The following is an 11,592-nucleotide window of genomic DNA, read 5'->3' as shown; positions in this document are numbered from 1 at the left end:
CCTTTTCTCATCCGACAGTCGGCGTGGCAAGCAACCAGAGGCCGAAGACGGTGTAGGCGATCATCAGCAAGGTAAGCGGGAACTGGCTGAGGGCTGCGCGGGAGGGCTGTGGGTGCAGGCGCCAGGCGAAGCCGTGAGCGACGAGGACGGCGAGCACATGGCCCAGGATGATGGCGCCGGCCTGGATATTCCACAGCCACCACGCAGAGTCCGCCCCCGCAACGATGCCGGCCTCGATCTGCATATCGGCGGTGCCGAACAGGTTCCAGCCCATCGCGAACGGATCGGAAAGTGCCGCAAGCGCATATTGGCCGTCGACGAGCAGCGCCGTCAGATAATGCGCAATGTGATAGGCAAGCGCGATCGGCACGATCGACCACACCAGCTGACCGGCCGCCTGGTTAAGAATGTGGTCGCTGCCGGCAAGACGTTGGCCGAGCCAGACGGCAAGCAGGAACACCGCCGCCAGCAGCGCGAATGTCAGGATCAGCCCGAAAGTGCCGCTGCCGATCAGCGCCGTGCGGCCGGGAAATTCGAGCGGGTTGATGCCGAACAGGCCGAGCCAGAAGAAGGTTTTCGACAGGCCGTCGAAGGACACCGACGACAGGGCGAGCAGCAGGAAAGCCATGCCGCTGGCCGGCAAGGGCTCCGCGGCCAGCAGCTTGGCGCCCGGCCAGCACAGGGCAAGCCGGCCATGTTCGTTCCGTACCACAATTGCGAAACGCGCCACCATGGAGAAGAAGACCGTCAGGAATTCGCCGCTGCGGCTCCAGCCGCGATAGCCGAACGCCAGTATGGCGAGGAAAGAGAACAGCCAGTAGAGGCCGGCGGCCACGGCCAGACGCGCCGGATCGTCGGGCGCCGGATCGATGAGTTCGAACCAGGCAAAGGCGAAGAACAAGATGGCCGCAGGCCAGCAGCCGACCCATCGGGGCAGGCGCCATGTCCCGGTCCCGAACAGGCGCGAGGCGATACGCCATGGTCCATACCAGGGGTTCAGCCATGACCAGAGATCGCCGAAGAGGCCTTGCAACAGCGTGACGCCGGCCCACAAAAGGGTCCAGATCACCAAAGGCAGCGGGTTTGAAAGCGGGTCGTGGCTGCCGAAAAGGCCGGCGGCGATGAGAATTGCAAAGCCGGCAAAGGATATCAGGCTGATGGCGGCGCGGGCGCTGTCGCTGATGGTGAAGAGTTGCAAGCGCCGACGCCAGAATTTGTCGAGAGCCACGGGCGGCAGCAGGGCCAGCACGAGGAAGCTGACGGCCACTGCGAAAGCGCCGCCGGCGAGATAATAGCCGGTCGGCAGCAGCAGGACATGACCACGGTCGGAGGCATGGGCGAAGGCTGGGGTGGGGAGGAGGGCAAACAGCGCCGCAGATAATAACGCCAACAGCTGATGGCAGTGCTCTACGAGGCCCCCCTCTGTCCTGCCGGACATCTCCCCCTCAAGGGGGGAGATCGGCAGAACGGCCTGTTGGCGCCATTCTTCAAGCGTTGGAGATTGGCGAAAGCAGAGACCAAGTCCAATCTCCCCCCTTGAGGGGGAGATGTCCGGCAGGACAGAGGGGGGCGCCAAGGAACTCGGCCTATCCAAGAGCCCCACCACCCCACCCCTCACACCTTGACCAATTGCTCCACGCGGTCCTTCTCGCCAAAAATCCTGAGATACCGCTCGATCTCTTTCACATCGCCGGTCGCCTTGGCCGGATTGTCCGACAGCTTGACCGCTGGCCTGCCATTGGCCTCGGTGACCTTGCAAACCAGCGATATGGCGTCGAGGCTGTTGGTTTCCGTCGGCGCGCAGCCTTCGAAATCATTGGTCAGATTGGTGCCCCAGCCGAAGGACATGCGCACCTTGCCCTTGAAGTGGCGATAGGTCTCCTCGATGGTCTCGACCTCGAGCCCGTCGGAGAAGATCAGCAGTTTCTGCTTGGGGTCCTTGCCCTTGTCGCGCCACCAGGACAGGATTTTTTCGCCGCCTTCGATCGGCGGCGCGCTGTCGGGGCGAAAGCCCGTCCAGTCGGCCACCCAGTCCGGCGCATCGCGCAGGAACGATGCTGTGCCGAAGGCGTCGGGCAGCACGATCAGCAGATTGCCGCCATAGTAGCGCTGCCAGTCCTGCAGCACCTTGTAAGGCGACTGTCTCAGCTCTTTTTCCGAGTCGGCAAGCGCGGCAAACACCATCGGCAGCTCATGTGCGTTGGTGCCGAGCGCTTCGAGGTCGTTGTCCATGGCCAGAAGCACGTTGGAGGTGCCGGTGAACGCCTCGCCGATGCCTTCCTTCAACGCCTCGACACACCAGCGCTGCCATAGGAAGGAATGGCGCCGGCGCGTGCCGAAGTCCGAGATGCGGATGCCGGGCAGCGCCTTCAGCCGCTCGGTCTTGGCCCACATCTTGGATTTGGCGCGGGCATAGAGCACGTCGAGCGCGAAAGGCCCGAACGCCCGCATGGCTGCGCGAGATCGGAGTTCATTGATGATGGCGAGCGCCGGGATTTCCCACAGCGTGGTGTACATCCACGCCCCGCTGAAGGTCAGTTCATACTGCCCGTCGCGCTTCGACAGCTCGTATTCGGGCAGCCGGAAGCCTTCCAGCCAGGCGAGGAATTCCGGTTCGAAGATCTGCTTGCGGCCGTAGAAATTGTTACCGCCGAGCCAGATCATCTCCTTCTTGGAGAAGCGCAAGGTGCGGGCATGGTCGAGTTGTTCGCGCAATTCGCCCTCGTCGATCTCGTCGGCAAGGCGCACCGAGGTCGTGCGGTTGATCAGCGAGAAGGTTGCGTCGACCTTGGGATACATGCCCCAGATCATCTGCAGCATCAAAAGCTTGTAGAAATCCGTGTCGAGCAGGCTGCGCACGATCGGGTCGAGCTTCCAGGTGTGGTTGTAGACGCGCCGCGCAATATCGGTCTTAGCCATGTTTCAACACCGCCTTCGCTGCCTGCCATCCACAATCGCGACAGGCCTCATAGCATCGAATCGGCCGCAACGCTGCCCGCTTTCAGGCTGGCCCGACAAAAAGAGCTGCCTGCATGCGGCGGCGCGCAGCCCGGCATCAGCTTGCGGATTTGCCGCCCATCACCCTGAGCGCCGGACGCTTGCGGCGGCTGACGATGCGGCCGGCCACAGGGGCGTCGGCGCGCCCATCGTCCCCCGCTTTCTCGGCAAACAGCCAGTCGACGAACACCTGCACGATCGGCGTCGTCCGCATCTCGTTGCGGCAGACGACATAAAAATCGTCGACCGCCGGCACCGACAGGCTGAACGGCGCGACCAGCATGCCCCTGGCCAGCAGCGCGCTTGCCGTCACCGAGTCGCCCAGCGCCACGCCATGGCCGTGCACCGCTGCCTCGGTCGCCATACGCGCATCGCCGAAGTGATGGCGGCGGCCCCGCTCCAGGTCCAGCGCATCGGCGGCAGCCAGCCAGGTGTGCCACTCGCGGCCGTCATCGCCATGCAGGAAGACATGATCGGCGAGATCCCTGACGCTGCGGATCGGCCGGTTGTTGATCAAGGTCGGGCTGACCACGGGGAACAGTTCGAGGCCCGACCATTTGCGCATCCAGCAATCGGTCCAGCTGCCGTCGCCATAATGCACGCAGACATCGATATTGGGCGCCCGCAAATCCTTGGGATCGTTGGACGGAATAAGCGTCAGCCTTATGTCGGGATATTGCGCCATGAAACTGCCGAGCCGCGGTGTCATCCACAGCAACAGTAGCGCCGGCACGCAGGAGACCGAAAGTGTGCCGCTGCTCGCCGGCCTTGTCATGCGCTGGGTGGCGGCGGCGATGCCGTCGAACGCGGTCGACACCGCCGGCAGAAGCTCCGCGCCATGCGGTGTCAGCTTGACCCGCTGGCCGACCCGCTCGAACAGCTTGACACCGAGCGACTGCTCGAGCGCCTTGATCTGGTGGCTGACGGCGCCATGAGTGACGTTCAGCTCAGTCGCCGCCTTGGTCAGTGAACCATGGCGAGCCGTTGCCTCGAAGGCGCGCAGCGGATTGAGCGGTGGCAGGCGCTTGGTCATGGTACCACTTTGTTGTGAGATTTTCTCACAGAAAACACCCTAACAATATCAATTGATTTTTCAATGCCACTGCCAGACACTTGAGTTTAGAACAGCATCAAGACATGAAATCTGCAGGCAGCCAGCGGGACAGCGGCCCGGCCGGATGACGGTCGGTTCGCAGGCGTCACCCGCGCCGGCACTGCATCAGCCCAGGAGGAGCGGACATGGGATACGATCGCGGCAAGCTCGATGCGTTGCGTCGCAAATATGGTGAAAGCCATGGCGGCGAGATGTTCGACCCGAAATTCCGCAAGGTCGCCGACAAGATCTTCTCCAAGAGCGGCACGCGGCTGGCGCCCTATTCAGGCATCCCGACCTTTCTTGCCGCGCCCTACCGCGAAATATCGGCCGACAATCCGGATTTCGGCGATTTGCAGGTGGCGATGATCGGCGTGCCGATGGATCTCGGCGTCACCAACCGCCCGGGCTCGCGCTTCGGGCCAAGGGCGTTGCGCGCCATCGAGCGCATCGGGCCCTACAATCACGTGCTGGAATGCGCGCCGACGCATGAGCTCAGGGTCGCCGACATTGGTGACACGCCGTTCCGCAGCCGCTACCGGCTTGAGACCAGCCATGAGGATATCGAGCGCCGCACCAACCAGATCGTCGATGCCGGGGTCATTCCGCTGTCGATCGGCGGCGACCATTCGATCAGCCATCCAATTCTGAAGGCCGTCGGCAAGAAGGCCCCGGTGGGGTTGATCCATATCGACGCCCACTGCGACACCAGTGGCCTGTTCGACATGACCAAGTTCCACCATGGCGGCCCGTTCCGCAACGCGGTGCTTGACGGCGTGCTGGACCCGACGCGCACGATCCAGATCGGCATCCGCGGCTCGGCCGAATATCTGTGGGAGTTCACCTACGAGTCCGGCATGACCGTGGTGCATGCCGAGGAGGTGACCGGCCTCGGCATTCCGGCGATCATCGAGAAGGCGCGCAAGATCGTCGGCGACGGCCCGACCTATGTCTCCTTCGACATCGACAGCGTCGATCCGGCCTTCGCGCCGGGCACCGGCACGCCGGAGGTCGGCGGGCTGACGACGCGCGAAGTGCTTGAACTCCTGCGCGGCCTCAAAGGTCTCAACATCGTCGGCGGCGACGTCGTCGAGGTGGCGCCGCAATACGACGCCACCACCAACACGGCGCACGCTGCGGCGCAGGTGCTGTTCGAGATACTGAGCCTGATGGTGTTCAGCCCGGCGATAACAGGCAAGGGCGCCTGACGTCTAGAAAAGCAAAGGCAGCCGCCGCGCTGGAGCCGGCGGCCGACCCGAACAAACAAAGCTTCCAGACAGGGGAATGACAATGACAATCCGTAAGACATTTGCCTCCATCGCCGCCGTGCTGATGCTCGGCACGGCCGGTTTCGGCCTCGCAGTTCAGGCCGCTAGCGCCGATGCGCTGGCGGACATCACCAAGGCCGGCACCATCAATGTCGGCGTCTTCGCCGACTTTCCGCCCTTCTCCTCGGCCAGCGCCGACATGAGCCTCAAGGGCTATGACATGGATGTCGCGCAATACATCGCCGATACGCTCAAGGTGAAGCTCAATCCCATCGCCGTCACCGGCCAGAACCGCATCCCGTATCTGAACGATCATCGCGTCGACCTGCTGATGAGCGTCGGCTATTCGAAGGAACGCGAGCAGGTCATCGACTTCGCCGCTGCCTACGCGCCCTACTACATCGCCGTGATCGGTCCGGCAGCGCTTGCCGTCAAAGGCAAGGAAGACCTCGCCGACAAGTCGATCGCCGTCAATCGCGGCACGCTGGAAGACACCTCGCTCACCGAGGCAGCACCGGCATCGGCCGACATAAAGCGCTTCGACAACTACAATTCGGTGATCCAGGCCTTCATCTCCGGCCAGACGCAGCTGATGGTCGTCGGCAACGACGTCGGCGCGCAGGTGCTGGCCAAGCAGGACGCACTGAAGCCGGAGCAGAAGTTCCAGCTTCTGACCTCGCCTTCGCATATCGGCCTCAACAAGAACGAAGACGGCCTGAAGAAGGCCGTCAACGATGCGGTCGCCAAGATGCTGGCCGACGGCAAGCTGGACGAAAGCTCGAAAGCCTGGCTGAAGACGCCGCTCAATCCCGACAATCTCAAGGATTGAGTTTCCGTGGCCTTTGCCTGGCTCCCGGGTGCCCTGGGCGACATCGCGCATGGCGCGGCCACGACGATCCTGCTGATCGCCGTGACCACGCTGGCCGGAACGCTGCTCAGCATCCTGGGTGCCGCGGGGCGGCGAAACGGCCCGGTGCTGCTCAAGCGGGCAATCGCCTGCTATGTCGAGGTGATGCGCAACACGCCGTTCCTGGTGCAGTTGTTCTTCATCTTCTTTGGGCTGCCCAGCCTGGGCGTCCGGCTCGACCCGCTCCTGGCCGCCATGCTGGCGATGACGCTCAACATGGCGGCCTACACCATCGAGATCGTCGGCGCCGGGCTCGACGCCGTGCCCGGCGGGCAGACGGAAGCAGCGCTGGCCCTTGGGCTGCGGCCACGCCAGGTGTTCGTCAAGATCGTGCTGCCGCAGGCGCTCAAGATCATCTACCCCGCGCTCACCAGCCAGATCGTCATCATGATGTTGGAGTCCGCCGTCGTGTCGCAGATCGCCGTGCGTGAGCTGACCTACGAGGCCGACATGCTGCAGGCACGCACCTTCCGCTCCTTCGAGACCTATTTCGTCGTGACGCTGGTCTATCTCGCTCTGTCGATGGCCTTGCGCCGGCTGCTGGTGTCAGGCGGGCGCCGCGCGCTCGGAGCCGGTGTGTCATGATCGAGTTCACCTTCTGGGACATCGTCCGCAACCTACTGCTCGCCGCCCGGTGGACGGTGCTGCTATCGCTGGCCGCCTTTATCGGCGGCGGCATCGTCGGCATGATCGTGCTGTTCTTCAGGATCGCCAAGAATAAGTGGAGCAGGCGTGTCGCCTCCGGCTACATCGCCCTCTTCCAGGGAACGCCGCTCTTGATGCAGCTGTTCCTGATGTTCTTCGGCCTGCCGATGCTGGGCCTGCGCATCGAACCCTGGACCGCGGCGGCGCTCGGCCTCACCTTCTTCGCCAGCGCCTATCTCGCCGAGATCTGGCGCTCCGGCGTCGCGGCGCTACCCCTCGGTCAATGGGACGCCGGTGCCAGCCTCGGCCTGCACTATCTGCAGGAACTCAGGCTGATCATCCTGCCGCAGGCGTTTTCGATCACCCGCGCACCCACGGTCGGCTTCCTGGTGCAGCTGATCAAATCGACGGCGCTCACCTCGATCATCGGCTTCGAGGAGCTGGTGCGGACCTCCAACGCCATCAACAATGCGACCTTCGAACCGTTCAAGGTATACGGACTGGTGGCGCTGATCTTCTTCGTCATGTGCTTTCCGCTGACGCAATACGCCCGCAGGCTCGAGAAACAGGCGGCTGCTCGCTGACGCGCCAAGGCAGCGCCCGATTTCAGACCGGCAACCCAAGCTGCTTGCGCAGGCTCTTGTCGAATGCGGATGCGGGGACGAAACGGCGCAGGAAACTGACCTGGCGCGCCATTTTTCCCGCCGCATAGCGTTTCTTCGGCGCGGGATCGGTCGCTGCTGCCAGAATGGTCTTGGCGACCACTTCGGGCGCATCGCCTTTTTCCATCGATTTCCGCACTGACATAGTCATCCCGGCGCGCGCGGAGTCGTAGATTTCGAGCGACCGGTCGGGGGCGGCAAGATTGTCCTCGAATGATGTGCGGGTATAGGCGGGCTCCACCAGCGAAACGCGAATGCCGAAGGGGCGCAATTCGTGATCGAGCGACTCGGAATACCCTTCGATGGCGTGTTTGGTCGACGAGTAAAGCGCGAAATAGGGAGCGGGGATGAACCCCTGTACCGAGCTCAAATTTACGATTCTGCCCTTCCCTTGGCGCCGCATTGCCGGCAGCACCGCGTTGGTCACGCGCAAGACGCCGAAGACGTTCACGTCGAACAGCGCCTTGGCCTGGGCGGTCGAGGACTCCTCCGCGCCGCCAAACAGCCCCATGCCGGCATTGTTGACAAGCACGTCGATGCGTCCGGCCGCGGCCAGAACGTCATCGACCATTGTCGCGACGGACGCGTCGTCGGTCACGTCGCAGGTCAGCATGGTCACGCCGGCGGATTGCTGTGAGGCCGTGCGACGGCTGGTTCCGAAGACGCGAAAGCCAGCGCCGAGCAAGGCGTCGGCGGTAGCGCGCCCGATGCCGGAAGATGCCCCTGTGACAAGGGCGACGCCGGGACTGGTCTTGTTCATGGATTCATATCCTTCTTTGCGTTGGATCGGATTGGGAAAAGCATTGAGATAGGCCGGGGCAAAGGGCGTCGGTCATGACTGCGTCTGGCCACCGCTAGTTCCAGCGTCTGAACAGGGCGCTGGCATTCACGCCGCCAAAGCCGAAGCCATTGGAGATCGCGTACTCCATCTCCATGGGCCGGGGTGCGTTGGCGACGAAGTCGATTCCGTCGCCGGCCGGATCGGCCTCGCCCAGGTTGAGGGTTGGCGGGGCGACCTGATCCCTGAGCGCCAGGATTGCGAAGATCGCACCAAGCCCGCCGGCCGCTCCGAGCAGGTGTCCGGTCGCCGATTTCGTGGCACTGACAGCTATCGCGAAATCGCGCCCGAACACGCTCTTGATCGCTTCGATCTCACCCAGGTCGCCGACTGACGTGGAGGTCGCATGCGCATTGAGATGACGAACGTCGCGTGGCGAAATCCCTGCCTGGGCAATCGCGATCTGCATGGCCCGGCGCGCGCCGTCGCCGTCCTCTGGCCCGGAGGTGACGTGATGGGCATCCGCCGTCGTGCCGTAGCCGACGAGCTCAGCAATCGGTTTTGCGCCGCGCGCCAACGCGTGGCTCAACGCCTCGATGACCAGCACGCCGGCCCCTTCGCCCATGACGAAGCCGTCCCGCGATGTGTCGAAAGGGCGCGAGGCTTGAGCCGGTGCCCAATTGAAGCCGGTTGAAAGAGAACGAGCGGCGGCGAAACCGCCGAGACTGACGGTATTGATGCACGCTTCCGTTCCGCCGCACACGGCGATGTCGGCTTCGTTGGCGCGGATCAGGCGGGCGGCGTCGCCGATCGCCTGGATGCCCGCCGCGCACGCCGTCACCGGTGCGCCGAGTGGACCTTTGAAGCCATGACGGATCGAGATGTGGCCCGCCGCGAGGTTCACCAGGAAGGACGGCACCGTAAAGGGAGACAGGCGGCGGGCGCCACGCAGGTCCACCGTGCGCACCGCCTCGGTGATGGCCGGGAACCCGCCGACACCTGAAGCGATGATCGTGGCCGTGCGCAGGCGATCCGTCTCCAAGGCAGGCTTCCATTGCGCCTGCGCAAGCGCCTCTTCCGCCGCCGCCAGCGCGAAGAGAATGAACCGGTCTACCTTGCGCTGATCCTTCGCGGACAGGACGGCATCGGCATCGAAACCAGCCTCGGGGTCTTCGCCCAGGGAGGGAACCACGCCGCCAATCTTAGCCGGTAGCTCTCCCACCACATCGTCAGGAAGCCTGCGAACGCCAGACCGGCCAGCAAGCAGGCGTGACCAGGACGCTTCGACATTGGCGGCAAGGGGCGTGACCGCACCCATGCCCGTGACGACAATCCGTTCCATCTGCTCTCCTATCCTTGCTGTGCTGGCGGCGCTGCTCGCGCCGTTCAAGTAGCGACTGCTTCGCGAACCTGATCGGCCGCCGCATCCAGAAAAGCCTGCGCAAGGTCGGGGTCGTTGACGACCCGCGAGAGCACGACCGCGCCGACCATCGTCGAGAGAACGGCCATTGCCTTGTTGCCGGTCTTTTCGCTGTCGCCCTCGCCAACCCAACCGCCGAGCATCTCAAGGTACGCCTTGATGCCGGCTTCGAATGATGCCTTCACCTCGGCACCTTGCCTGGCCGCATCCGAGCCCAGCGCAACGACCGGGCAGCCGTCCATCTTTTCTCCGCGATGATCCATGCTGAGGTAGAATGAGATCACCCCGTCGAGCGGGTTCCCGGGATTTGCCGCGGTCGCGGCCGACCATTTGTGGGTGGCGCTTTCCATCGCCCGCCTGGACGCCAGCGCCGCCAGATCGTCCTTCGACTCGAATTGCTTGTAAAAGGCGCCCTGGGTCAGCCCGGCCCCTTTCATCAGATCCTTGAGGCCGATGCCGTCGAACCCGCGCTCCCGAAAAAGCCGGCTTGCCACATTGATCACGGTCTCACGGTTTTCCGCGGCCTGAGTGCGACTTACACGCATCGTCATCTCCTTTTTTAGATTGCATTCGTAATCTATACCCTATATAGAGGGTGAACGCAATCTAAAAAAGGACAAATGAGATGATCCGCAAAACCTTGGGCGCCTCGCTGCTGGCGGCGCTGTTTCTTGCAACCCCGGCTCTTGCCGAGGAAGCCACCATCGGGCGCCCGATCGAAGGCGGTAGCCTGCACCAGGGACACCTGGACATGGTGGCCTACTACGTTCCGCGCGGCGACCTGCTTGAGGTCACCGCCACTTTCGCACCGAAGGCCGGGGGTGATCCGCTGCGGGTTGTCATGGGCCTCGCCAACAGTGACTCCGTGGCGTTTTCCATACCTGGCCACCCGGGCCCGCTCTACGCGTTCTCAAGGTCCGGTGAGGAGGTGACGGTCTCGACCGAGACGGACACATCCCTGCGAGCCGACGCGACAATGCCCTGACCTGACGCGCAGGCCGCGGCCGAGCGATGCTGGCCGGGGTCTCGCGTCGGAACGGCGCGCCACCGATAAGTTTGGAGAGAGGTCATATGCTTTACAGCTATTTTGTCGAGAAATCGATCCGGCAGAGCTTCGACGACGTCAACAACCATCGCTGGGATGCGGCGGTGAAGGCCATCGCGCCGCATGTTCATCACCGGGTTGGTGGCGCACACGCGCTTGGTGGCGAGCGTCACGACAAGCAAGCCCTGCGCCGGTGGTTCGAGCGCCTCGGCCGTGTCCTGCCCACTCTCCATCTCACGGTCAACCACGTGTGGGTGAAGGGCTGGCCGTGGCATACCACCGTGTTTGCCCAGTGGGATGGCACCGCTACCCTGCTCAACGGCGATACGTCCTACGTCAACCGTGGTCTCCACGTGTTCACGCTGCGGTGGGGCAGGGTTCATGCGCTCGAGGAATTCTACGATTCACAGGCGGCGGCGCGCGCTCTCGCCGCCCAGGCCGCAGCCGGCCTCGAAGAAGCTGTCGCCGAACAGATAACAAGCTAGCACAAGCGCGGTCCGAGGACGCCCAAGGTCTACGGGCCGGTGGCGCCGATCGTCTTCGTCTCGTGCCTTGCGCCCACGCACTATGCGCGGAGGCTCGAGAAGCGAGCGCTGGCGCGCTGGACTGCAGGCCCTGCATCGATTCCGGTGCTGTCGCGGCAACGGTCGAGCCGAGGCAGGCATACAGCTTTCCTGTTGGGAATAGGACTTGACATCTTGCCGTTCGAATTGTCCATTTGAAGCTTGACCGGGCCGAACGGGGCGGCGAGGGACAGGGGCAAACCGGCGGGTGGAT

At 63.7% G+C, this 11,592-nt stretch carries 12 protein-coding genes; 6 read left to right on the top strand and 6 right to left on the bottom strand.

All coding sequences use genetic code 11. From position 1 onward, the window contains the following. Positions 1 to 7 precede the first annotated feature (7 nt). The 3 genes from RPF88_RS21400 to gcvA all read right to left on the bottom strand — a co-directional run bounded on the left by RPF88_RS21400 (position 8) and on the right by gcvA (position 4,030). A complete protein-coding gene (locus RPF88_RS21400) occupies positions 8 to 1,438 on the bottom strand; it encodes a hypothetical protein (protein ID WP_337123159.1) in 1,431 nt (476 codons plus the stop codon). A 176-nt stretch (positions 1,439 to 1,614) separates the two neighbouring features. Then, positions 1,615 to 2,919 (bottom strand): nicotinate phosphoribosyltransferase, encoded by a 1,305-nt coding sequence (gene pncB / locus RPF88_RS21395; RefSeq protein WP_027161087.1) that lies wholly within the window; start codon positions 2,917 to 2,919, stop codon positions 1,615 to 1,617. A 136-nt stretch (positions 2,920 to 3,055) separates the two neighbouring features. Beyond that, positions 3,056 to 4,030, bottom strand: a complete 975-nt coding sequence (gene gcvA, locus RPF88_RS21390; RefSeq protein WP_337123158.1) for a transcriptional regulator GcvA — start codon at positions 4,028 to 4,030, stop codon at positions 3,056 to 3,058. Between the two features lie 206 nt (positions 4,031 to 4,236). Between gcvA and speB the strand changes: the two genes are divergently transcribed. The 4 genes from speB (at position 4,237) to RPF88_RS21370 (ending at position 7,494) form a co-directional block, all read left to right on the top strand. Continuing rightward, positions 4,237 to 5,298, top strand: a complete 1,062-nt coding sequence (gene speB / locus RPF88_RS21385; RefSeq protein ID WP_024502058.1) for an agmatinase — start codon at positions 4,237 to 4,239, stop codon at positions 5,296 to 5,298. Positions 5,299 to 5,380: 82 nt separating this feature from the next. Next, positions 5,381 to 6,187 carry a transporter substrate-binding domain-containing protein gene (locus RPF88_RS21380; protein ID WP_013528437.1) on the top strand — a complete coding sequence of 269 codons (807 nt, stop codon included), beginning with the start codon at positions 5,381 to 5,383 and terminating at the stop codon, positions 6,185 to 6,187. Between the two features lie 6 nt (positions 6,188 to 6,193). Then, positions 6,194 to 6,850 (top strand): amino acid ABC transporter permease, encoded by a 657-nt coding sequence (locus RPF88_RS21375; RefSeq protein WP_027161086.1) that lies wholly within the window; start codon positions 6,194 to 6,196, stop codon positions 6,848 to 6,850. Then, positions 6,847 to 7,494, top strand: a complete 648-nt coding sequence (locus RPF88_RS21370; RefSeq protein WP_013528435.1) for an amino acid ABC transporter permease — start codon at positions 6,847 to 6,849, stop codon at positions 7,492 to 7,494. The genes RPF88_RS21375 and RPF88_RS21370 overlap by 4 nt, the downstream gene beginning before the upstream one ends. Before the next feature lie 22 nt (positions 7,495 to 7,516). On the opposite strand, the gene RPF88_RS21365 is transcribed toward RPF88_RS21370, so the two are convergent. The 3 genes from RPF88_RS21365 to RPF88_RS21355 all read right to left on the bottom strand — a co-directional run bounded on the left by RPF88_RS21365 (position 7,517) and on the right by RPF88_RS21355 (position 10,315). Next, the gene (locus tag RPF88_RS21365) at positions 7,517 to 8,332 is read right to left on the bottom strand and encodes an oxidoreductase (protein WP_337123157.1); all 816 of its coding nucleotides are present in this window, start codon (positions 8,330 to 8,332) and stop codon (positions 7,517 to 7,519) included. Between the two features lie 94 nt (positions 8,333 to 8,426). Beyond that, positions 8,427 to 9,692, bottom strand: coding sequence for a beta-ketoacyl-ACP synthase II (gene fabF / locus RPF88_RS21360; RefSeq protein ID WP_013528433.1), 1,266 nt, complete (start codon positions 9,690 to 9,692; stop codon positions 8,427 to 8,429). A gap of 44 nt (positions 9,693 to 9,736) precedes the next feature. After that, positions 9,737 to 10,315, bottom strand: a complete 579-nt coding sequence (locus tag RPF88_RS21355; protein ID WP_027161084.1) for a TetR/AcrR family transcriptional regulator — start codon at positions 10,313 to 10,315, stop codon at positions 9,737 to 9,739. An 80-nt stretch (positions 10,316 to 10,395) separates the two neighbouring features. Here RPF88_RS21355 and RPF88_RS21350 point away from each other — a divergent pair, with 80 nt between their 5' ends. After that, entirely contained in the window at positions 10,396 to 10,755 is a 360-nt protein-coding gene (locus RPF88_RS21350; RefSeq protein ID WP_337123156.1) for a hypothetical protein, read from the top strand. 86 nt (positions 10,756 to 10,841) lie between these two features. Next, positions 10,842 to 11,300, top strand: coding sequence for a nuclear transport factor 2 family protein (locus tag RPF88_RS21345; protein WP_013528430.1), 459 nt, complete (start codon positions 10,842 to 10,844; stop codon positions 11,298 to 11,300). Positions 11,301 to 11,592: the final 292 nt, after the last annotated feature.

This window comes from Mesorhizobium sp. ISC11 (assembly GCF_037162595.1).
Classification (GTDB): Bacteria; Pseudomonadota; Alphaproteobacteria; order Rhizobiales; family Rhizobiaceae; genus Mesorhizobium; species Mesorhizobium ciceri.
Note: the sequence above shows the minus strand (reverse complement) of the source record. Positions and strands in the feature narration are given on the sequence as shown.

What these genes read in the sequence shown, in the direction of transcription:
- pncB (WP_027161087.1), bottom strand. Translation starts at nt 2,919, where the DNA reads ATGGCTAAGACCGATATTGCGCGGCGCGTCTACAACCACACCTGGAAG.
- RPF88_RS21365 (WP_337123157.1), bottom strand. Translation starts at nt 8,332, where the DNA reads ATGAACAAGACCAGTCCCGGCGTCGCCCTTGTCACAGGGGCATCTTCC.
- RPF88_RS21355 (WP_027161084.1), bottom strand. Translation starts at nt 10,315, where the DNA reads ATGCGTGTAAGTCGCACTCAGGCCGCGGAAAACCGTGAGACCGTGATC.
- RPF88_RS21350 (WP_337123156.1), top strand. Translation starts at nt 10,396, where the DNA reads ATGATCCGCAAAACCTTGGGCGCCTCGCTGCTGGCGGCGCTGTTTCTT.
- fabF (WP_013528433.1), bottom strand. Translation starts at nt 9,692, where the DNA reads ATGGAACGGATTGTCGTCACGGGCATGGGTGCGGTCACGCCCCTTGCC.
- RPF88_RS21370 (WP_013528435.1), top strand. Translation starts at nt 6,847, where the DNA reads ATGATCGAGTTCACCTTCTGGGACATCGTCCGCAACCTACTGCTCGCC.
- RPF88_RS21380 (WP_013528437.1), top strand. Translation starts at nt 5,381, where the DNA reads ATGACAATCCGTAAGACATTTGCCTCCATCGCCGCCGTGCTGATGCTC.
- speB (WP_024502058.1), top strand. Translation starts at nt 4,237, where the DNA reads ATGGGATACGATCGCGGCAAGCTCGATGCGTTGCGTCGCAAATATGGT.
- RPF88_RS21400 (WP_337123159.1), bottom strand. Translation starts at nt 1,438, where the DNA reads ATGTCCGGCAGGACAGAGGGGGGCCTCGTAGAGCACTGCCATCAGCTG.
- gcvA (WP_337123158.1), bottom strand. Translation starts at nt 4,030, where the DNA reads ATGACCAAGCGCCTGCCACCGCTCAATCCGCTGCGCGCCTTCGAGGCA.
- RPF88_RS21345 (WP_013528430.1), top strand. Translation starts at nt 10,842, where the DNA reads ATGCTTTACAGCTATTTTGTCGAGAAATCGATCCGGCAGAGCTTCGAC.